The organism is Pseudolabrys taiwanensis (assembly GCF_003367395.1).
Classification (GTDB): domain Bacteria; phylum Pseudomonadota; class Alphaproteobacteria; order Rhizobiales; family Xanthobacteraceae; genus Pseudolabrys; species Pseudolabrys taiwanensis.
In genome coordinates, this window is the sequence record NZ_CP031417.1 from 4,698,927 (window position 1) to 4,719,651 (window position 20,725).

Genomic DNA, 20,725 nt, shown 5'->3' on the forward strand with positions numbered 1-20,725 from the left:
CGAGGCCGGCCGCTATGCCGCCACGGGCTTTTCCGCGAAGTCGTTCATCTGTGCCGCCAGCGCGCGCTTGAAGGCCGGCCGCGCCTCGCAGCGCAGGCGATAGTTCTCCAACACCGGCATCGCCGTCACCAGATCGCAGTGACGCGGAATGCGCAGCACGCTGGCCATCAGCAAATCGGCGGCGGTGAAGCGCTCCTCGAGATAGTCACGGCCGTCGAGCCATTGCGATAAGGCCTCGAGTCGCGACTGCGCGAGTTGCAGCGCGCCGGGTCGGCGCTCTTTCGCCCAGTCTTTATCGGCGTGGAAGAGATCGATCGCGGTCAGGTTCTGGATGTGCGGCTCGATCGAATTGAGTGCGGCGAACATCCAGGTGAGCGTGCGGGCGCGCGCTTTCTCCTCGCGTGGCATCAAGGTGTCGGACTTCGTCGCGATGTGATGGACGATGGCGCCCGACTCGAACAGCACGAAGCCGTCCTCTTCGTAGGTCGGCACCTGGCCGAACGGCTGAAGTCGCCGGTAGGTGTCGGATTGCTGATCGTTTGGCCCGATGAGCCATGTATCGTAGGGGAGGCCGGCTTCCTCCAACGCCCAGCGCACGCGCAGATCACGCACCAGACCGCGCGCGAATTCGGGTACCCAGCGGAAAGCGCTTACCGAAATCATGTCACTACTCCTTCCTAGATCAACAGTCGGATGCGTTACATCGGCCGCGGCGTGATCATCGCGATCTTGGCGCCGCCCGGTTGTTCGAGGATGGCGATACGGCCGACGCCCGGAATATCGGACGGCGCGCGCACTTCCTTGGCGCCGGCGATGAGCGCTGTCTTGAAGCGTGTGTCGACATCGTCGACGGCGATGTACGAGAGCCAATGTTCTGGCGCGTCCTTGCAGCGCTCGTCGGCGCTTGTGTCGTACAGGCCGCCGACGCGGTCATCACCGTTCTTGATGATCCAATACGTGAAGCCCGGCATGCCCATGGCCTCGAAGGTCCAGCCGATCGTGGTGCCGAGAAAGCGCTGGGCGGCGTTGACATGCTGCGTATTGAGTTCGTTCCAGATGAACTTGCCATGCGGCTTCGCGTCGGCCGTGTGCAGATAGGTCTCGAGCTTGAGCAGGGCACCGGTCCAACCTTGGTTGTGACTGTCGCGCGCATCCGCGTCGAAGAAGTTTTCGTGCGTGAGCGTCATCAGCGTGCCGTCGCCATCCGGTTTGAACGTGACGGTGACGAGCGACTCGTGTTCCGGTGTCGATTTCCACGCCCAGGTGAAAACCAATTTCTCGTTCGGAACGACCTCGCGATAGACGCCGGCGACGTTATGCTCTTCCGGGGCGCCGGGCTTTTGCATGATGAAGCGGTAGCGGCCGCCTGCCCGCGCATCGGCCTCGACGGACGTACAGCGAACTTCGCCAGGCCCGAGCCATTTCTTCAGTTTTTCCGGGTCCGCCCAGGCTTGGAAGACTTTTTCGGGGCGGACGTTGAAACGGCGCTTGATGGTGAGGCTTGGCTTGGTGACGACGTCGGTTGACATGTTTCTTCCTCCAAAAACGCCGCGAGACGATCGAGGCTTTCACTCCAGAAGCGCTGGTAGCGGTTGAGCCAGTCGGTGGCTTCCTGCATCGGCGTGGCGCGCAGGCGCACGGACACGGTACGGCCGGTCTTGCTGCGTTCGACGAGCCCGGCATCCGACAAGACATCGAGATGCTTCATCACCGCCGGCAGCGACATCGCGTGCGGTCGCGCCAATTCGCTCACGGACAAAGTGTCGCGCTCGGAGAGCTGCGCGAGCAACGCGCGGCGTGTCGGGTCGGCGAGCGCTGCGAAGGTTTGATCGAGGCTCATGGGGCGTGGCTCGTCGGGCGGGGGTGTAAATACTAAACCGATAGGTTAAGTATTTGCCTGCGGGCGTCCGGAGTCAAGTCGGACGTTTGCCATTTGTTGAGGAAGGAAACCGTATGAGAGGGGTCATGGATCCGACCTCTCTCGTCTCAGCCATGGCCGGCGCCCAGATGGGCAGCGTGCAGATGGCGCTCGCCGCCAAGATGCTGAAGATGAACGCCGACTCGCAGGGCGCGATCGCGCAGGTGCTCGACGCGGCGACGCAGAACCTGAACCGCCTTGCCAATGTCGGCGCCGGGGTCGGCCAGAATCTGGATATTTCCGTCTAATCGGGCGCCATGGAACCGGTCTCCCTAGCAGCCGGCATGGTGACGGCGCGCTTCGTTGCGGTGCAGAGGATCGCACCCGTGCGCGCCCGGCGCAGCGAAAGCGCCGATGGCGGCAAGGAGACGGCGGGGCCCAATCCAGGGACGGCCAACCGGCGTCGCAACCTGCCGGATCACCTCGGACAGAATCTGGACATCACTGTTTAGTTCGGGCCCGGCGACAGTGCTTCGGATTACGACTTGCCCAGCGCCGCGGTGATCAGCTTCACCGCGTCCTCGCTCGCCCATTCGGCGGGGCCGGCGATGGTGCCGATCTCGCAGCCGGCCGGATCGACCAGCAGCGTCGTCGGCATGCCGAAGGCGCGGCCGACCGCCTTGAGCTCCTGGAAGCTCTTGGCATTGCCGTCGGCGTAATAGGCGAGGTGATTGGCGCCGACCTCCTTCAAGAAGGCCTTGGGCTTGTCCGGATCGCGGGTGTCGATATTCACCGCCACCACCTGGAAATCCGGGCTGCCGAGTTTCTCTTCCAGCGCGTTGAGCGCCGGCATCTCGGTGCGGCAGGGCACGCACCAGGTCGCCCATAGATTGAGAAGCACGGTGCGGCCCTTGAAATCCGCGAGCGTGACGGGCTTGCCCGCGACGTCGTGGAAGGACAGGTTCGGCACCTTGAGCGGGTCCTGCGCCATCTTGACCGCCGCGACCTCGCCTTTGGCGAAGGGGGCGACCTTCTTGGCCAGCGCCACCGCGGGCCGGCAGGCCTTATCGCCCCCTGCATTGCGCGTGAGGGTGGCTATCCCGTATACCGCCCCCAACCCGACGATCACGCCGGCCGCGCCGCCCGCCAGGACCATGGCGAACCGTTTCTTGGCGAAGCTGGAAGATCGGTCGGTCATGTCGGGAAAAACCTTCAGGTCGCGGACGTCATGAGCAACAAAATGTGGGGCGGGCGGTTTGCCTCCGGCCCGGATGCCATCATGGAGGAGATCAACGCCTCCATCGACTTCGACCGGCATCTCTACCGCCAGGACATCACCGCGTCCAAGGCCCATGCCGAGATGCTGGCCAAGCAAGGCATCATTGCGGCGGACGATGCGAAATCGATCGCTCACGGTCTAGACACGATTCTGTCAGAGATCGAACAGGGTAAATTCTCGTTCCAGCGCGCGCTGGAAGACATTCATATGAACGTCGAGAGCCGGCTCACCGACATCGTCGGGCCGGCGGCCGGGCGCCTGCATACCGCGCGCTCGCGCAACGACCAGGTCGCGACCGATTTCCGCCTCTGGGTGCGCGACACCATCGACACCATCGACGCGGCGCTCGCCGGCTATCAAAAGGCACTTGCGACGAAAGCCGCAGAGCACGCCGAAACGGTGATGCCGGGCTTCACGCATTTGCAGACGGCGCAGCCGGTCACTTTCGGCCATCATCTGCTCGCATACGTGGAAATGACCGCGCGCGATCGCGGCCGTTTCGCCGATGCGCGCAAGCGCCTCAACGAGTCGCCGCTCGGCTCCGGCGCGCTTGCCGGCACCTCCTTCGATCTCGACCGCGAGATGACGGCGAAAGCGCTCGGCTTCGACCGCCCGACGGCGAATTCGCTCGATGCCGTCTCCGACCGCGATTTCGTCATGGAGACGCTCGCGGCGGCCTCGATTGCCGCCGTGCATCTGTCGCGCTTCGCCGAGGAGATCGTGATTTGGACCTCGCCGATCGTCGGCCTGGTCAAGCTCACGGACAAGTTCACGACCGGCTCATCGATCATGCCGCAGAAGCGCAATCCGGATGCGGCGGAGCTGGTGCGCGCCAAGGCCGGGCGCATCATCGGCGCGCTCAACGGCATCCTGATCGTCATGAAGGGCCTGCCGCTCGCTTATGCCAAGGACATGCAGGAGGACAAGGAAGGCGCGATGGACGCGCTCTCCGCCCTCTCGCTCGCCATCGCCGCGATGACCGGCATGGTCGCCGACATGGTGCCGGACGAAGCCAAGATGAAGAAGGCCGCGGGCGAGGGCTATGCCACCGCCACCGACCTCGCCGACTGGCTGGTGCGCACGCTCAACATCCCCTTCCGCCAGGCCCACCACATCACCGGCCGCATCGTCGCGCTGGCGTCCGAGAAGGGCGTGCCGCTGCACCGGCTGACGCTCGCCGACATGCAAGGCGTCGAGCCGAAGATCACCGACGACGTGTTCAACGTCCTGTCGGTGACCAATTCGGTGAAGAGCCGCGTGTCCTATGGCGGCACGGCGCCCAAGAATGTGCGCGCGCAGGCCAAGCGCTGGTTGAAGATCCTGGCCAAGTAGAGCGCTTGATATGGCAGAGCCAAGACGCGGGCGCCTCAAGGGTGGCGCCAACACCGAAGCCGAGGCGGAAAAGCTGTCTTTGTCCGAGTTCAACCTGTTGATTGCAGGCGCCGCCTGGCGGTTCGACTCCGTGACCAACTCCAACCTGCGGAAGAATGCCTTCAAACGGCTGGTGTGGCTCGAAACGCAGCGTGAACGGCTCCACGGCATCGAGGCGCCGGAGCGCAAGCTGGCCGCGCGCCAGTCCGGCGACTGAATGAGACGCTATTTCGCCTTTTATCGCGGCTTTGCTAAGATGCCGGCCGTATTCGGAGATCGCAGTTTGTCAGTATCAGACCGTCCCTTCCCGCGCCTCGCTGTGATCGCTGTGCTCGTCGCCGCGCTCGGCCTTGCCGGCTGCGGCCGCAAGGGCCCGCTTGATCCGCCGCCGTCGGCCTCGGCGGCGCCCGCGACCGAGCAGGCTCCACCGTCAGCGCAAGGCCCCGGTCTCGTCGGTCCCGCATCGATGTCGCCATTCGGCAGCGGCGGCAGTTCGAGCGCGAATTCCGGATCGCCCACCGGCACGGCGACACCGCCGACGACGCAGAACAAGAAATTCCTGCTCGATCCTTTGTTGAACTGAACCGGCGCGCTTCCGATGCATCACTTCGACTATCGCGCCGGCGTCCTGCACGCCGAGGGCGTCGACCTCACCGCGCTCGCGGCCGAGGTCGGCACGCCGTTCTACTGCTATTCCACCGCCACGCTGACGCGGCACTACAAGGTCTTCGCCGGCGCCTTCGCCGATGTCGACGCGCTCGTCTGCTACGCCATGAAGGCGAATTCCAACCAGGCGGTGATCAAGACGCTGGCCGAACTCGGCGCGGGCGCCGACGTGGTCTCCGGCGGCGAGCTCAAGCGCGCCCGCGCGGCCGGCATTCCGGCGCAGAAGATCATGTTCTCCGGTATCGGCAAGACCGAGGCGGAGCTGGCGCTGGCGCTCGACGAAGGCATCTTCTGCATCAACGTCGAGTCCGAGCCTGAGCTGCATTTCCTGTCGAAGATCGCCAAGGCGAAGGGCCGCACGGCGCATGTATCGGTGCGCGTCAATCCGGACGTCGATGCCAAGACGCACCACAAGATCGCGACCGGCAAGGCCGAGAACAAGTTCGGCATCCCGATCAGCCGCGCGCGCGAAGTCTACAAGCATGCGGCGGCGCTGCCCGGCATCGCGGTGTCGGGCGTCGACATGCACATCGGCAGCCAGATCACCGATCTCGATCCGTTCGGCAACGCGTTCGCGCTGCTGGCCGAGTTCGTGCGCGACCTCCGCGCGGATGGGCACGCCATCACGCATGTCGACCTCGGCGGCGGCCTCGGCATCCCCTATCACGACGACAACGAGCCGCCGCCGCATCCTGAGGAGTACGCCGCCGTCGTGAAGAAGGCGACGCGCGATCTCGGCTGCAAATTGATCTTCGAGCCGGGCCGGTTGCTCGTGGGCAATGCCGGCATCCTGGTGACGCGCGTCCTGTTCATGAAGCACGGCGACGTGAAGCACTTCGTCGTCGTCGATGCGGGCATGAACGATCTCATCCGTCCGACGCTCTACGAGGCGTATCACGCGATCATGCCGGTGAAGGAACCGGCGCCGCACGCGCGGCGCCTGCGCGCCGACGTGGTGGGCCCGGTCTGTGAGAGCGGCGACTTCCTCGCCAAGGACCGCGACATGGTCGAGCCGAAGGACGGTGACCTGCTCGCGGTGATGACCGCCGGCGCTTACGGCGCGGTGCAGGCCGGCACCTACAACACGCGTGCGCTGGTGCCCGAGGTGCTGGTCAACGGCGACAAGTGGGCCCTCGTGCGCCCGCGCGTGACGGCCGAGGAATTGATCGCGCTCGATCGCTTGCCGGATTGGCTTTGAGTTAGTCCCGCAATCGCCAACCTCTCTACATCATCCTGAGGTGGCCGCGAAGCGGCCCTCGAAGGATGAACGGCCCGGGCGCCTCGGCCGTCGCGCTTCGAGGCTCGCTTCGCTCGCACCTCAGGGTGACGGGACCAAAGCTGTGCCTGTCCGTGTCGGCTGCATATCGCCGCGTCTCTCCGCCTTGAAAGCGACGAATTAGCCGCATTTCATGCATGTTAGCCGTGCGGCACAGCACAAAGTCGTGCATGGCTGCGGATATTCCCGCGTGTTAGCGTGTTGGGACTTTGAGATTCCCTCGCCGGGCGACGGAGCGCCTTTTTGGACGGTTTGGACGAGCGGCCCGATCACCGGGAACCCACGACCCGCCTGATGTTGTCGCGCGCCATCCAGCGCGCGCGCGGTAGCCTGTTATGGGAGGGTCTGTGGCCGGGGCTCGCCGGTCTGCTCACCGTGGGCGGCCTGTTCCTGGCTTTCTCGTGGGCGGGCTTCTGGCTGATGCTGCCGCCGGTCGGCCGCGCCGTCGGGCTTGTCGTCTTCACGCTGCTCGCCATTTTCGCGGCGTTTCCCCTCGTTCGGCTGCGGGTCCCCACCGAAACGGACGGTTTGCGCCGGCTCGACCGCTCGAGCGGCGAGGCGCATCGGCCGGCCTCGACGGTCGCCGATCGCATGGCGATCGGCCAGCACGATCCGCTGACGCAGGCCCTTTGGCGCGTGCATATCGAGCGGGCGCTGCTGTCGGCGCAAAAGCTGAAGGCCGGTTGGCCACGGCCCAATGTGTCGCTGCGCGATCCCGCCGCGATCCGAGCTCTCGCTGTCATCCTGGTCGTTGCCACCTTCTTCGGCGCGAGCGGCGAACGCGCCAAACGCGTCATGGCGGCGTTCGACTGGCAAGGCGTCGTGGCGCCGGCGAATTTCCGCGTCGATGCCTGGGTGACGCCGCCGGCCTATACCGGCCGGCCGCCGGTGATGCTGCCGGGACTGCGTCCGGGCGAGACGGCGCAAAATGGAACGCAGACCGCGGCCTTCACCGTGCCCGCCGGCAGCCAGCTCATCATCCGCTCGACGGGCAACGTGCAGGTCGAGGTTGCGCACAAAGGTGGCCTCGAAGAGGCCGCTGCCGAAGCGCAGACGCTGCCCGCCGGCACCGCCGAGCATAAGCTTATCATCAAGAGCGATGGCACGGCCTCGGTGCGCAGCGTCGTCGGTCAGGATCTGCACTGGCAGTTCACCGCCATTCCGGACCGTGCGCCGAACATCGAATTGACGAAGGATCCCGAGCGCCAGGCGCGCGGCGCGCTCAGGCTCGATTACAAGATGGACGACGACTACGGCGTTGTCGAAGCCAAGGCGGCGTTCTCGCTCAAGGATGGCGCTGCCAAGACGGCGCATCCGCTGTTCGGGCCGCCCGATTACGCGCTGGTGCTGCCGCAGGCGCGCACGCGTTCGGGCGTCGCGCAGACGACGCATGACCTCACCGATCACCCGTGGGCCGGCGCCGAGGTCAATCTCACGCTCACCGCAAAGGACGAAGCCGGCAATGTCGGTCAGAGCGAGCCGCGTACGCTCACCTTGCCGCAGCGCATCTTCGTCAAGCCGCTGGCGCGCGCGCTGATCGAGCAGCGGCGCAATCTGGCGCTCGATGCCGGGCAGAAGCCGTTGGTGCTGACGGCGCTCGACGTGCTGGCGCTGGCACCGGAGAAATTCATACCGGAGGCCGGCATCTACCTCGGTCTGCGTTCGATCTACTATCAGCTGCAAGGCGCCAAAACCGACGACGCGATGCGCGAGGTCGTCGCGCGGCTGTGGGAGATGGCGTTGCAGATCGAGGATGGCAACGTCAGCCAGGCCGAGCAGGCGTTGCGCCAGGCGCAGGAGGCGTTGCGGCAGGCGCTCGATCGCGGCGCGAGCGACGAAGAGATCAAGCAGTTGATGGATCAGCTGCGCGCGGCGATGGACAAGTTCCTGCAGGCGCTCGCCGAGGAGATGCGCAAGAACCCGCAGCAGCTCGCGCGGCCGCTCGATCAGAACACGCGTACGCTCAGCCAGCAGGATCTCAAGAGCATGCTGGACCGGCTCGAGAGCATGGCGCGGTCCGGCAACAAGGATGCCGCGCGCCAGCTGCTCGAACAGCTGCAGGCGATGATGGAAAATCTGCAGATGGCGCGGCCGGGCGCGCAGGGCGATAACGGCGACGACGATATGAACTCGGCGCTGGACGAGCTCGGCGATATGATCCGCAAGCAGCAGCAGTTGCGCGACCGCACCTACAAGGAAGGTCAGGAGCAGCGGCAGCAGAATCGCCAGCGTGGACAGCGCGGCCAGCAGGGCAATCAGCAGATGGGCGATCTGCGCCAGGACCAGCAGGGCCTGCGCGACCGGCTCAACAAGCTGCTCGAACAGTTGCGCAAGCGCGGCCTCGGCCAGCAGGGCCAGCAAGGCGAGCAGCAGGGCGAACAAGGCGATCAGCAGGGCCAAGATCAGGGATCTGGCGACCAGATGGGCCAGCTCGGCGATGCCGGCGAAGCCATGGGCGACGCTGAAGGCTCACTCGGCGAGGGCGATGCCGAAGGCGCCGTCGACGGCCAGGGCCGTGCGCTCGAAGCCATGCGCAAGGGCGCGCAAGGTCTCGCGCAACAGATGCAGCAGCAGCAGGGCCAGAGCGGTCCGGGCCCGAACGGCCGACCGGGGCGCGGCCGCGAGCGCGCGCAGAACGACACCGATCCGCTCGGGCGTCCGTTGCGCGGCCGCGATTACGGCGACGACGTCACCGTGAAGGTGCCGGGCGAAATCGACGCGCAGCGCGCGCGCCGCATTCTCGAAGAGCTGCGCAAGCGCTTCGGCGAGAGCTTCCGGCCGCAGCTCGAACTCGATTACATCGAGCGCCTGCTCAAGGATTTCTGAGGCGCGGCCGTAGGGCGCGCCTTTGCCGACCCTACGTTCGGCCTGAGCGCGGCGCGCGCAAGACAAAGCAGGCGCTGCCGGCGGCGCGGATGCGAGCGCAGAGCGTGTTCGCGGCGGGGCGCGTATCGGCGCCGATCCACGCTTTGTAGATGCGGTTCAGGCCGCGCTCGCGCGCCGCGGTCAGGATCGGTTCGGGCGCGCCGGTCAGCGCGCGCACTTGGCCGATCACGCGCGCATAGCGATCGAGCACATGATCGCGCGACAGGCCGGCGGCGAGCACCAGACCCCATGGCTTCGACAGCGCGCTCTCGACCTGCTGCTTGAGCTCGGAGAAGAACGCGCCCGGCGGCTCTTGCAGCGAGGCGATGAGTTGCTCGCAGTCGGTTGCCGGCGCGAGCAAGTCCGCCGAGCCCACCTTGGCCCAATCGTCGACGCCGCGCCCGGTGATCGCTAGGACGTAGTTGCGCGTCTCGGCCGGCAGGGTGCGCGTGCCGTCGAGCCAGCCGCGCACCCGCGCCGGTCCGGCATTGTATGCCGCCGCGGCGAGGCCGAGATTGCCGAACGTGGTGCGCAATTCGCTGAGGAACGCCGCCGCCTTCGGCAGCGCCTGCACCGGATCGTACGGGTCGTCGAGGCCGCGCTCCGCAGCGGTGCCGGGCATGAATTGCGCGATGCCCTGCGCGCGCTGGCCGCGGCGCGTCCGTGGCCCCACCGCGTCCGCATCGAACCGGCTTTCACGCCAGATGACCCGCGCCAGGAAGGCCGGCGGTAAATCGTTTGCTTTCGCCGCCGATTCCAGCATCAGGCAGAGCGATTGGCCGGCGTCTTCGGCATGGCCCGGCGCGATGCAGGCGACAAGCGACAGGGCGAAAGCGGCCGCCGCCGCTGCCGGTCTCAATGTTCCGATAAGGCGAGCCATGGCCGCGTCGCCGCGTTGCGTATCGTCCGCGGACTTAAGCCACGTCCTCGCGTCCCGGTTCCTGCGCGCGCTACTTCTTGCCGGCCATGGCGTCGTTGGCGGTAAAGAAGCGCACCATCACGTCATTGGCGTCGGCCGGCGGCGCGGCGAGGCGGCTCGAGAACGGCAGCCGCTTTCCGGGTTCGAGAATGCTGCGGTCGGGCTTGGCGGTCCAGGTGTAGATCTCCTGGCCGTCTTTGTTGCGCGCGGCAAATCGCAGGCGCGGCACTTCCACCGGCTTGCTGGCCGTGCTGACGATGTTGCCCTCGACCATCAGGATCGTGGCACCGTCCTGGCTCTCGCGCGTGATGCGCACATTGTCGAAGGCGAGCTGGCGCAGGTTGACCGGCAGGCCGATAGCGGCAAACAGCGACGCGGTCTGCGGCAAGAACCGCACCACTTCGCTGCGCGCGCCGATCAAGGCGACGTTGACGGCGAACAGCACGAGGATGACCGCTGTCCAGCGCGAGGAGATCCGCGACTTCTTGCGCTTGGCCTGCATCCGCTTGCGGCGGGCGGCGAAGGTCTCGAGCTGCTCCTCCCGCTCGGCGGGCGTCGTCTCCTGGTAGACGGGCGGCTCTTGGGCGCCCAGCGGCTCGCTGGGCGGCATGACCGGCGGCACCAGCGACGGCGCGTCGACGATGGCGGCCGGCGGCATCTCCGGCTGCGGTTCGAGCTCGAACGAGGCGGGCGCCGGGGGTGGCGTGAAATCGGGCGCCGCGGCGAAGGGGGCGGCGGTATCCATGGCCGGTGGCTCGGATGCGGCCGGCTCCGGCAGCGGGGCTTCTTCCGGCAATCCGAAATCGTCGGCCGCGGCCTCGTGCGGGGTACGGTCGCGCAGCACGCCACGCACCTGCTCGGCCTCCGCCTCGGCGATGACCTCATCGACGAAAGGGTCGGCCTCGGCGGTCGGCGTCGCAAACCAGGTGGTTTTACAACGCGCGCAGCGGACCATGCGGCCGGCCGAACCGACCGACTCGGAATCGATCTGGTAGGACGTGGCGCAACTCGGACAGACGATCAACATGGCATCGGTCGCGATTTCCATCGGCGGGACCTTACCACCCGTCCCTTAATGGATCGGAAACCATGGACCGACAGGGTGCGGGCCAGCGGCAGTGGCCCGAGGGCACTGGCAGGGCCGCTACAATGCTGTAAAAGCGCAGTTAGACTGATCGGGAGCGCGCGGGCACGGTCCGTCCTGTGGTCCTAAGCCACGGATCGATCAATGGAATTCATCGGAGAAGCGGGTGGTCCGATTCGAGAATGTCGGCTTGCGCTACGGCCTTGGGCCGGAGGTTCTGCACGACCTCACTTTTCGCATAGAGCCGCATTCCTTCCAATTTCTCACCGGGCCCTCGGGCGCCGGCAAGACCAGCCTGTTGCGGCTTCTTTTCCTGTCGCTGAAGCCGACCCGCGGCCTGATCACCCATTTCGGCCACGACGTCGCGACGCTGTCGCGCGACGCGGTCGCCACGTTGCGCCGGCGCATCGGCATCGTTTTTCAGGACTTCCGGTTGCTCGACCACATGACGACCTACGAGAATGTGGCGCTGCCGCTTCGCGTGATGGGCCGGGCCGAGGATACCTATCGCGACGAGGTGATGGAGCTGTTGCATTGGGTCGGCCTCGGCGAGCGCGTGTTCGCGCTGCCGCCGGTGCTGTCGGGCGGCGAGAAGCAGCGCGCGGCCATCGCCCGCGCGGTGATCGCGCGTCCCCAATTGCTGCTCGCGGACGAGCCCACCGGCAACGTCGACCCCTCGCTCGCCCAGCGCCTGCTGCGGCTGTTCATCGAACTCAACAAATCCGGGACGTCGGTCGTCATCGCCACTCACGACATTGCCTTGATGGACGAGTACGATGCGCGCCGGCTGGTGCTGCACGACGGACGTCTGCACATCTATGATTGAAGTCAAGGTTACAAGGATGGTCGAAAGCGAACGCGTCGACGCGACATTGCCGTCGCGCACGCCCATTATCTTTCTGCCGCGCTTCGACACCTCGCTCGTGCCGCGCAACTCGATCGCCGGCCGCGCGCTGGTGGCGGTGGTGGCCATCATGACCTTTCTCGCCTCGCTTACCGCAGGCGGCGTCGTGCTCGTCAGCCAGGCGGCGAGCGAATGGCAGTCCGACGTTTCGCGCGAGGTCACCATTCAGCTCATCCCCGCGGCGGGCCGCGATACCGACGCGCTCGTCGACAAGGCGGCATCTGTGGCGCGCAATTTTCCCGGCATCGCCGAGGTGCGCGTCTACTCCAAGGACGAGTCGGCGCAACTCTTGGAGCCATGGCTCGGTGCCGGCCTGAAGCTCGAGGAATTGCCGGTGCCGCGGCTGATCGTGGTGAAGATCGCGTCCGGCGCCGCGCCGGATATCCCGCAGCTGCGCAGCATGCTTGCCGAACAGGTGCCGGGGGCGACGCTCGACGACCACCGCGGCTGGATCGACCGCATGCGCGCCATGGCAGGCACCGCGGTCGCCGCCGGCATCGGCATCCTCGCCTTGATGATCGCGGCCACGATTTTGTCGGTGACCTTCGCTACGCGGGGTGCCATGGCCACGAATCGGACCGTCATAGAAGTGCTGCATTTTGTCGGCGCCAAGAATGGCTTCATCGCCAGCAATTTTCAGCGCCATTTCCTGTTGCTCGGGCTGCAGGGCGGCGCGATCGGCGGCGGCGGCGCGATCCTGTTGTTCGCTTTTGCCGCGCTCATGACCCGCTGGTTCGCCGGCACCGCGGGCGGGGCACAGACGCAAGCTCTGTTCGGCTCGTTCTCGATCGGCTGGAGCGGTTATCTCATCGTGGTGTTGCAGGTGGTGCTGATCGCGGTGGTGACAGCCTATACTTCCCGTGTCACCGTCAATCGTACGTTAGAAATGATCGACTAGCATGCTCGGAAGTCTCGCCCGTTGGATCGGTTTTCTGACGATGACCGTGTGCGTCGCCGGCGCCGTGGTGCTCGCCGGCGGCTTCCTATGGTTCGTCTCCAACATCGCCAGCGAGGAGGTCACGCTCGACCGTAACGCCGACGGCATTGTCGTTCTGACGGGGGCTGCGGCGCGCATCCCCGACGCGATCGAACTGCTCGCCGCCGAACACGGCAAGCGGCTCTTGATCACCGGCGTGCACCGCACGATCAGCGCCAAGGAGATCGCGCGGCTGACGCCGCTCTACACCAAGTATTTCACCTGCTGCATCGATCTCGACCGCTCCGCGCTCAACACGTTCGGCAATGCGCTCGAGACCAAGCGCTGGGCGCATGATCACAATTTCATGACGCTGATCGTGGTCACGTCGAACTGGCACATGCCGCGGGCCTTGGTCGAGCTCGAGCACCAGTTGCCGGAAGTGAAGCTCATCGCCTTCCCGGTGATGTCCGTGAAGTTGAAGACCGAGCCGTGGTGGCAGAGCGTCGACACGGCGCGGCTTCTGTTCGGCGAATATCTGAAGTATCTGTTGGCGCTCACCCGCATGCGCCTGGACTCGGAAGGCGTCGCGTAAGGACAAAATCCGTGATCGTTCTACGCTCCATCGCCTTCAACGTGCTCTTTTACGTGGGCACTTTCGTCTATCTCATCGCGGCGCTGCCGACGTTCTTCATGCGCTATACCGCGATCGTCGAGGTCGCGAAATCGTGGGCGCGCTTCAACCTCATGCTGCTGCGTGTCGTCGTCGGCCTCGACTATGAGATCCGCGGGCGGGAGAAGATTCCGCCTGGAGCCGTGCTGGTCGCGGCCAAGCACCAATCGGCTTGGGAGACTTTCGCGCTGCTGCCGCTGTTTCCCAATCCGGTATTCATCCTCAAGCGCGAACTGCAATGGATCCCGATCTTCGGCTGGCTCACGATCAAGGGCCGCATGGTGCCGGTCGATCGCCGCAAGGGTGCAAAGGCGCTCGTCGCCATGGTCGAGCGCGCGCGCATCGAGCTCGCTCTCAACCGCCAGCTCATCATCTTTCCCGAAGGGACCCGCCGGCCGGCCGGGGCTGACCCTGCGTACAAACAAGGCGTCGCCCATCTCTACGTGGCGGAAGGTGTGCCCTGCGTGCCGATCGCGCTCAATTCGGGCTTGTTCTGGCCGCGTCGCTCGGTCCGGCGTCATCCCGGCAAGGTTTTGGTGGAGATCCTCGATCCGATCCCGGCCGGGCTTGCCCGCGAAGAATTCTTCCAGCGCTTGCAAGCGGCGATCGAGCCTGCCACCGCGCGGCTGATCGCCGAAGCGAAGGCGAGGGGTACGGATAAAACCTAAATCCGCTCGTCGGCGCGAAAGCGCGGACCGAATGCGATAGCGCGCTTGTCAGGTCCTGCTGGATTCCGACTGCAAGTCGGCTGTGGCCGACTTGCGCCTTCAAGTGCGCGAGGGAGTGAACGGCGCGGGACGGCGCCTCAGCTTTGTTCGTGCGTGCCCTTGAGTCGCTCGGCCAGAAGATGCAGCTCGCGGTCGCGGAAGCCCAGCTTCTCCAGCGCGCCGACCGTCTCCAAAACATAATCGCGGTTGTTGCCGGAGCGGCCGTGCCCCTGGCGCACGTGATGCAACTGCTGCTCCAGCGTGAGCCGGCCGGCGAACTGCTCATGGCCGCGGTCGACCATATAACAGACCGCGCTCACGCGCTGCTTGGGATCGTCGTCGAGCCAGACGGTGCGCCACGCCTCGCGGTAGACCATGGTCACCTGCTCGCGCTCGCGCAGATACTGGATCGTCGCCGCGCGTTTGTCCGCCGTCACCCGGTAGGCGACGCCGCGGCAGTTGCCGCCGCGATCGAGACCGAGCACCAGGCCGGGCTTTTCCGGCGTACCGCGGTGGACGAAGGAGTACACGCACAGGGCGCGATGGGCGCCGACGCAACGCGCCTTGCGCTGGTCGATGAAGTCGAAGCCGGGGCGCCAGATCAGCGAGCCGTAGCCGAAGACCCAGAGGTCCTCGCCATTGTTCTCAGGGGCGTTCATCGCGGGTGGGCTTCGACCACGGTATGTGAAGGAGGCTTCGCGTATCAGGGCGGGGGGCCACGCGCAATAAGCCCCTATCCGGTCACCGGGCGCCGCCTTCGGCCCATAAACGCCGCAATCGGTGCAGCTAAACTGAGGAACTATCCGATTCCGTGACGGTTTTCCGATAGGAACCCATGAGCGACGTGCTACCTAGACCGCGCGATTCCCAGCCCGCAGCCGTCGAAGCCGCGATGCCCCCCGATTCTGCGCGCCGCAAGCGGCGCTACATCGTTCTGACCGTCCTCGTCGCCCTCGTCATCGTCGGCTGGAGCGGGCTTTGGTATTACGCCGTCGGTCAGGCGGGCAACGTTCTCGACGGCTGGCGTGACCGCGAGGCGAAGGCCGGGCGCATCTACAACTGCGGCTCGGCGTCGATCGGCGGCTATCCTTTCCGTATCGAGGTAAGCTGCCAGAACGCGTCGGCGGTGTTCCGCGCCCTTCAGCCGCCGCTCGAGATCAAGACGGCGGACATCCTCGCCGCGGTGCAGATCTATCAACCCGATCTGATCATCAGCGAGTTCACCGGTCCGGCCACGATCGGCGACGCCGGCCACCCCCCGGTGCTCAGCGCCAATTGGAAGCTCGGCCAGGCCAGCGTGCGCGGCACGCCGACGGCGCCGGAGCGCGTCGCGCTCGTGTTCGATGCGCCGGTCCTCGAGCGCCTGTCGGGCGACAGCCGTGAGAGCTTGCTGAGGGCCAATCACCTCGAGCTGCACGGCCGCGTCGCCGAGGGATCCGCCGCCGACAAGCCGGTGATCGAGGCGGCGCTGAGCGCGGAGGGCATCACCGCGCCGGCTTTGCATCCTGCAGCGGCGCAGCCGCTCGACGCCGATATGGTCACCGTGTTGCGCGGGCTCAACGACCTTAGCCCCAAGCCTTGGGCCGAACGCTTCCGCGAAATGCAGGCCGCCGGCGGCCGCATCGACATCACCCGCGCGCGGGTGCAGCAGGGCAATATCCTGGCCGTTGGCGCCGGTCAGCTGATGCTCAATCCGCAGGGCCGGCTGCAAGGTCAGTTGCGCGTGACGATCGCCGGCATCGACGAATTCCTCGACAAGATCGGCGCCCAGCGCATGGTGCAGAGTTCGCCGACCATGGACCGGCTCGCCGGCTTCCTCGATCGCTTCTCGCCCGGCCTCGGCGCCGCGGCGCGGCAGCAGGCCGGCACGAACATCGCCGCCGGCATCAACATGCTGGGCGAACAGACGACGCTCGAAGGCCGTAAGGCGGTGACGCTGCCGCTGCGCTTCGATGACGGCGCGGCCTTCCTCGGTCCGATCCCGATCGGCAAGACACCGGCGCTGTTTTGAGCCGTCTTAGGGTAGCGCGTCGAGCAGCGCGGGTTTCACGCCAAGCTGGTCGATCAGGCGGGTGAGTTCCCCGCGCGCCTGCGCATTGCTGCGCTGATGGCGCTCCGCCAGAATGAGCTCGTTCTTCATCGTATGCTCGAGGCCGGTGAACTCGGTGACGCGCACTTTGTAGCCATGCGCCTCCAGGACCAAGCCGCGGATGACGTTGGTGACATGCGCGCCGAATTCCCGCCGCTGGATCGGATGGCGCCACAACTGACGTAACGGACCGCCGTGCCCTTCGAGCAGCCGCGCCACCTCGGCCTGGCAGCAAGGCACCAAGGCGATGACCTTGGCTTCATGCCGTAGCGCAAAGCGAATGGCGTCGTCGGTCGCGGTGTCGCAGGCATGCAGCGCCGTCACCATGTCGGCATGGCCGCCGGAGACCGTCGCCTCGGTGATCGGCGAGGCGATGAACGTCATCCGCTCGAAGCCCGACGACGCGGCCAAACCACGCGATGCTTCGACCAGTTTTTCCCGCGCCTCGATGCCGACGATGCTGCCGCGTCCGGCGGGTCCGAACACCAGGTCGTAGAGGATGAAGCCGAGATAGGATTTGCCGGCGCCGACATCGGCGAGCACCGGCTCTTCCTTCTCCTTGAGCAGCGTCTCCAAGGCGGGACGCAACAGCTGCGTCAGGTGCAAGACCTGCGTCAGCTTGCGTCGCGAGTCGGCATTGAGCGTGCCATCGCGTGTGAGGATGTGGAGCGCCTGCAGCAGCGGCACCGACTTTTCCGGATGCTGGCTCGGCCAGAGCTTGCTCCAGGCCTCTTTGTCTTTCGCCGCGGTATTTGCGCGTTTCATCCTTCGTCCGCCGCGTAAGGCTTGGGCAGCGGCGTGTGCGGCAAACCCGGATGCGGGCGGCCGAAATCGGGCGCGGGCGAATCCTGGCCGATCTGCACGATGCCGCGGCGGATCGCGCGCGTGCGCGTGAAGTGCTCGAACAAAGTGTTGCCGTCGCCGTTGCGGATCGCGCGGGTCAGCGCCGAGATGTCCTCGTTGAAGCGTCCGAGCATCTCCAGCACCGCGTCCTTGTTGGCGACGAAAATGTCGCGCCACATGGTCGGATCGGAGGCGGCAATGCGCGTGAAGTCGCGGAAGCCGCCGGCAGAGAACTTCAGCACTTCCGAGCGCGTCACGTTCTGCAGCTCGTCCGCGGTGCCGACGATGGTGTAGGCGATGAGATGCGGCAGATGGCTGGTGACGGCCAGCACCAGGTCGTGATGCTCCGGCGACATGGTCTCGACATTGGCGCCGAGCAGGCTCCAGAACGCGGCGAGCTTCTCGGTGGCCGACGGATCGGTGCCTTCCGGCGGCGTCAGAATGCACCAGCGGTTCACGAACAGCTCGGCAAAGCCGGCGTCGGGCCCGGAATATTCGGTGCCGGCGACCGGATGGGCCGGCACGAAGTGCACGTTGCTCGGCAGATGCGGGCTCATGTCGCGCACGACCGAGCCCTTGACCGAGCCGACGTCCGAGACGATGGCGCCGGGCGCGAGATAAGGCCCGATCTCCTGCGCCACGGGTCCGCAGGCGCCGACCGGAATACAGACGATGACGAGGTCCGCGCCTTCGACGGCGGCGGCGTTCGATTCAACGACTTGGTCGGCGATTCCGAGTTCAGCGACGCGCCGGCGCGTCTCCGGCGAGCGCGCGGTGGCGACGATTGAGCCGACGGCGCCTTGGAGCTTCGCCGCGCGCGCGATCGACGAGCCGATCAGGCCGACGCCGATCAAGGCCATCCGGTTGAAGAGGGTTTTCGACGTCATGCAAACCTCTCGCCGTCATCCTGAGGTGCGCGCCGAAGGCGCGCCTCGAAGGATGACGGGCACTGACTCTCGGGCCGTCGCCCTTCGAGGCTCGGCGCGTGCCGCGCCTCGCACCTCAGGGTGACGGGACCAACGTTGTGCCCGGCAAAGCTCACGCCGCTTTCCCCAAGAACTCCTTGAGCGCGGCGACCACCAGACGATTGGCTTCCTCGGTGCCGATGCTCATGCGCAGCGCGTTCGGCAGGTGATAGGCCTTCACGCGGCGCATGACCAAGCCGCGCTTGGTGAGGAATTCGTCGGCCTCGGCGGCGCCCTTGCCGGGCGTGTCCGGGAAGTGGATCAGGATGAAGTTGGCGACGCTCGGCGTCACCTTGAGCCCGAGCTTGGCCAGTTCCTTCGTGACCCACGCCAGCCACTCGCCGTTGAAGGCGATTGAGCGCTCGATGTGCCCGGAGTCGCCGATCGCGGCGATGCCGGCGGCGCTGGCCGGCGCGCTAACATTGAACGGTCCGCGGATGCGGTTGAGCGCATCGCAGATATGCGCCGGCGCGTAGAACCAGCCGAGGCGCAGCGCCGCGAGGCCGTGGATCTTGGAGAAGGTGCGCAGCATGAGCACGTTCTCGCTCGTCGCCACCAGCTCGATGCCGGCTTCGTAGTCGTTGCGGCGGACGTACTCCGCGTAAGCGGCGTCGAGCACGAGGAGCACGTCCGGCGGCAGGCCGGCGTGCAGGCGCTTGACCTCGTTGAACGGCAGATAGGTGCCGGTCGGATTGTTCGGGTTGGCGAGGAAGACGATCTTGGTCTTCGGCGTGACCTTGGACAGGATCGAATCGACGTCGGCGGTGAGATCCTTCTCCTCCGCGACCACGGGCTTGGCGCCGCAGCCGGTGATGGCGATCGGATACATCAGGAAGCCGTGGCGGCTGTAGACGGCCTCGTCGCCGTCCTGCAGGTAGCCGCGCGCGATCAGGTTGATGAGGTCGTCGGAGCCGGCGCCGCAGATGATGCGGGAAGGATCGAGGCCGTAGGCGCGCGCGATCGCGTCGCGCAGGTCGGTGGCGGAGCCGTCCGGATAGTCCTCCAAATGCAGGCCAACCGTCTTATAGGCGTCGACCGCGCGCGGGCTTGGGCCGAGCGGGCTCTCGTTCGACGAGAGCTTGAACACCTTGGCGACACCGGGCGCGGTGCTCTTGCCGGGAACGTAGGGGGCGATGTCGAGCACGCCGGGGCGCGGTTGCGGACGTTTGGCAGTCATTTCAATAAACCTCACAGTCAATCATGTCCCGCGGAAGCGGGGCATCCAGGAGCCGCTGGGATCCGGGAGTAGGGGATCGCCCGCCTTCGCGGGGGATGACGCCTCAGGTGTCTCAGGGGCTCTTTTCGGCGGCAACCGTATAGCGGGTTGCGTGGCTCCCGACGAGAGCCGACGAGCGGACGGTGGCGCCGGCCTTAACCAAGGTCCGGTTGACCGTTTCGAGCGTCACGTCCTTGGGCAGCGTCACCAGCAGCGCGGCGCCGTCGAAGGCGCGGTCGGGCGCGGCGATGAAGTCGGCCTGCATCGAGAGGGCCTGCGCGGCGCCCGCGCCCCAGCCGGACACGCGGATGCTCCAGACCGTGGCGTCGGTCGCCATGGCGTCGGCGGCGACCCGCGACAGCACGAACACAGGGAAGGCGGCCGGATGGTCCGGCCGCTCGACGAAGGGCAGCCGGGCGATGATCTTCGGCGCGGCGTCGAATTCGAGCGCGCTCCACCAGGCCCCGGCGCCGGCAACCGCCGCGGCCGGCACCAGGCCGAGATCGCCCTTGGATTCCGACACCGCGGCGACGACGCCGGCGGCGCCCATGTGCGGGATGAAGGGCACCGTGAAGCCGAAATGGAAGCGGGCGGAATCGCGCATCGAGGCATCGCCGGCCGACAGGTCCGCATGCACGGAGAAGGGCGCCTGCACGTAAGTGAAGGTGGCGATGATGACGCGCCAGATGCTCTCGACGGTATCGAGCGGCAGGATGCCGCGGTGGCGCTTGACCAGCCGGCGCATCATCTCGGCCTCGCGCGCGGGCCGGAACGCCGAACCGGTTTCCTGACTCTTCTTGACCGCGATGAGCCGGCCGATGATCTCGCTGCGCTCGATGAGCAGACCGTGCATCGTCTCGTCGATGCGATCGATCTCCTTGCGCAGTTCCTCCAGGTTCGGCGGTGTCGTGGTCATGGCCCAACTCTTCTTCCGTCATGGTGGGCGGGAAGGCCCAGCCACCTCATGATCGATATAGGTTCTAAAGGCACGGATGGGCGGCACAAGGGCCGGCCGCGTCCGGGCCGGAGCTTTCGGCCGCAAAATCAGTGAGGCATTGACAGTCTGTTTTAGGCTACCCTAAACGGCCGAGCCC

Annotated in this window: 22 protein-coding genes; 11 read left to right on the plus strand and 11 right to left on the minus strand. The window is 66.4% G+C overall.

Translation table 11 applies throughout. The annotated features are described in order from the left end of the window. Positions 1–12: 12 nt before the first annotated feature. The 3 genes from DW352_RS22365 to DW352_RS22375 are packed head-to-tail and all read right to left on the minus strand — an operon-like array spanning position 13 to position 1,840. Positions 13–663 carry a glutathione S-transferase family protein gene (locus DW352_RS22365; RefSeq protein ID WP_115693402.1) on the minus strand — a complete coding sequence of 217 codons (651 nt, stop codon included), beginning with the start codon at positions 661–663 and terminating at the stop codon, positions 13–15. A gap of 35 nt (positions 664–698) precedes the next feature. Next, positions 699–1,529, minus strand: a complete 831-nt coding sequence (locus DW352_RS27405; protein ID WP_245434216.1) for an SRPBCC domain-containing protein — start codon at positions 1,527–1,529, stop codon at positions 699–701. Next, positions 1,427–1,840, minus strand: coding sequence for an ArsR/SmtB family transcription factor (locus tag DW352_RS22375; protein WP_115693403.1), 414 nt, complete (start codon positions 1,838–1,840; stop codon positions 1,427–1,429). Before DW352_RS22375 ends, DW352_RS27405 begins: the two co-directional genes overlap by 103 nt. 125 nt (positions 1,841–1,965) lie before the next feature. Here DW352_RS22375 and DW352_RS22380 point away from each other — a divergent pair, with 125 nt between their 5' ends. Beyond that, on the plus strand, positions 1,966–2,166 hold the full coding sequence (locus DW352_RS22380; RefSeq protein ID WP_115693404.1) for a hypothetical protein: 201 nt from the start codon (positions 1,966–1,968) through the stop codon (positions 2,164–2,166). A 230-nt stretch (positions 2,167–2,396) separates the two neighbouring features. Here the strand turns inward: DW352_RS22380 and tlpA are convergent, their stop codons facing one another. After that, positions 2,397–3,056 carry a thiol:disulfide interchange protein TlpA gene (tlpA, locus tag DW352_RS22385; RefSeq protein ID WP_115693405.1) on the minus strand — a complete coding sequence of 220 codons (660 nt, stop codon included), beginning with the start codon at positions 3,054–3,056 and terminating at the stop codon, positions 2,397–2,399. 30 nt (positions 3,057–3,086) lie between these two features. On the opposite strand from tlpA, the gene argH reads away from it, so the two are divergent. From argH to DW352_RS22410, 5 genes are all read left to right on the plus strand, one after another. Continuing rightward, a complete protein-coding gene (argH, locus tag DW352_RS22390) occupies positions 3,087–4,469 on the plus strand; it encodes an argininosuccinate lyase (protein WP_115693406.1) in 1,383 nt (460 codons plus the stop codon). 10 nt (positions 4,470–4,479) lie between these two features. Next, positions 4,480–4,725 carry a hypothetical protein gene (locus DW352_RS22395; protein ID WP_115693407.1) on the plus strand — a complete coding sequence of 82 codons (246 nt, stop codon included), beginning with the start codon at positions 4,480–4,482 and terminating at the stop codon, positions 4,723–4,725. Positions 4,726–4,791: 66 nt separating this feature from the next. Then, positions 4,792–5,091: an LPS translocon maturation chaperone LptM gene (gene lptM / locus DW352_RS22400; RefSeq protein ID WP_245434217.1), complete on the plus strand. Its 300-nt coding sequence runs from the start codon at positions 4,792–4,794 to the stop codon at positions 5,089–5,091. A 15-nt stretch (positions 5,092–5,106) separates the two neighbouring features. Then, positions 5,107–6,372 carry a diaminopimelate decarboxylase gene (gene lysA / locus DW352_RS22405; RefSeq protein WP_115693408.1) on the plus strand — a complete coding sequence of 422 codons (1,266 nt, stop codon included), beginning with the start codon at positions 5,107–5,109 and terminating at the stop codon, positions 6,370–6,372. A 372-nt stretch (positions 6,373–6,744) separates the two neighbouring features. Beyond that, a complete protein-coding gene (locus DW352_RS22410; RefSeq protein ID WP_115693409.1) occupies positions 6,745–9,276 on the plus strand; it encodes a TIGR02302 family protein in 2,532 nt (843 codons plus the stop codon). Positions 9,277–9,307: 31 nt separating this feature from the next. On the opposite strand, the gene DW352_RS22415 is transcribed toward DW352_RS22410, so the two are convergent. Both DW352_RS22415 and DW352_RS22420 read right to left on the minus strand, forming a co-directional pair. Beyond that, the gene (locus tag DW352_RS22415) at positions 9,308–10,195 is read right to left on the minus strand and encodes a lytic transglycosylase domain-containing protein (protein WP_115693410.1); all 888 of its coding nucleotides are present in this window, start codon (positions 10,193–10,195) and stop codon (positions 9,308–9,310) included. Positions 10,196–10,265: 70 nt separating this feature from the next. Continuing rightward, positions 10,266–11,282, minus strand: a complete 1,017-nt coding sequence (locus tag DW352_RS22420) for an MJ0042-type zinc finger domain-containing protein (protein WP_115693411.1) — start codon at positions 11,280–11,282, stop codon at positions 10,266–10,268. A 202-nt stretch (positions 11,283–11,484) separates the two neighbouring features. Here DW352_RS22420 and ftsE point away from each other — a divergent pair, with 202 nt between their 5' ends. From ftsE to DW352_RS22440, 4 genes are read left to right on the plus strand one after another with little or no spacing between them, the layout of a single operon-like run. Next, complete coding sequence (gene ftsE, locus DW352_RS22425; RefSeq protein WP_115693412.1) at positions 11,485–12,144, plus strand: cell division ATP-binding protein FtsE; 660 nt, start codon at positions 11,485–11,487, stop codon at positions 12,142–12,144. Positions 12,145–12,160: 16 nt separating this feature from the next. Continuing rightward, positions 12,161–13,120 carry a cell division protein FtsX gene (locus DW352_RS22430; RefSeq protein WP_245434219.1) on the plus strand — a complete coding sequence of 320 codons (960 nt, stop codon included), beginning with the start codon at positions 12,161–12,163 and terminating at the stop codon, positions 13,118–13,120. Between the two features lies 1 nt (position 13,121). After that, the gene (locus tag DW352_RS22435; RefSeq protein ID WP_115693413.1) at positions 13,122–13,733 is read left to right on the plus strand and encodes a YdcF family protein; all 612 of its coding nucleotides are present in this window, start codon (positions 13,122–13,124) and stop codon (positions 13,731–13,733) included. An 11-nt stretch (positions 13,734–13,744) separates the two neighbouring features. After that, a complete protein-coding gene (locus tag DW352_RS22440) occupies positions 13,745–14,479 on the plus strand; it encodes a lysophospholipid acyltransferase family protein (protein ID WP_210209880.1) in 735 nt (244 codons plus the stop codon). Positions 14,480–14,616: 137 nt separating this feature from the next. Here DW352_RS22440 and DW352_RS22445 read toward each other — a convergent pair whose 3' ends face one another. After that, positions 14,617–15,177, minus strand: a complete 561-nt coding sequence (locus DW352_RS22445; protein ID WP_115693414.1) for a gamma-glutamylcyclotransferase — start codon at positions 15,175–15,177, stop codon at positions 14,617–14,619. A gap of 233 nt (positions 15,178–15,410) precedes the next feature. Between DW352_RS22445 and DW352_RS22450 the strand changes: the two genes are divergently transcribed. After that, positions 15,411–16,529, plus strand: coding sequence for a DUF2125 domain-containing protein (locus tag DW352_RS22450; protein ID WP_162827134.1), 1,119 nt, complete (start codon positions 15,411–15,413; stop codon positions 16,527–16,529). Between the two features lie 6 nt (positions 16,530–16,535). Here DW352_RS22450 and DW352_RS22455 read toward each other — a convergent pair whose 3' ends face one another. The 4 genes from DW352_RS22455 to DW352_RS22470 form a co-directional block, all read right to left on the minus strand. After that, positions 16,536–17,372: a class I SAM-dependent methyltransferase gene (locus tag DW352_RS22455; protein WP_115693416.1), complete on the minus strand. Its 837-nt coding sequence runs from the start codon at positions 17,370–17,372 to the stop codon at positions 16,536–16,538. Then, positions 17,369–18,337, minus strand: a complete 969-nt coding sequence (locus DW352_RS22460) for a prephenate/arogenate dehydrogenase family protein (RefSeq protein ID WP_115693417.1) — start codon at positions 18,335–18,337, stop codon at positions 17,369–17,371. The genes DW352_RS22455 and DW352_RS22460 overlap by 4 nt, the downstream gene beginning before the upstream one ends. Before the next feature lie 151 nt (positions 18,338–18,488). Next, a complete protein-coding gene (gene hisC, locus DW352_RS22465) occupies positions 18,489–19,592 on the minus strand; it encodes a histidinol-phosphate transaminase (protein WP_115693418.1) in 1,104 nt (367 codons plus the stop codon). 112 nt (positions 19,593–19,704) lie between these two features. Next, positions 19,705–20,547: a chorismate mutase gene (locus DW352_RS22470; protein WP_115693419.1), complete on the minus strand. Its 843-nt coding sequence runs from the start codon at positions 20,545–20,547 to the stop codon at positions 19,705–19,707. Between the last annotated feature and the right edge of the window lie 178 nt (positions 20,548–20,725).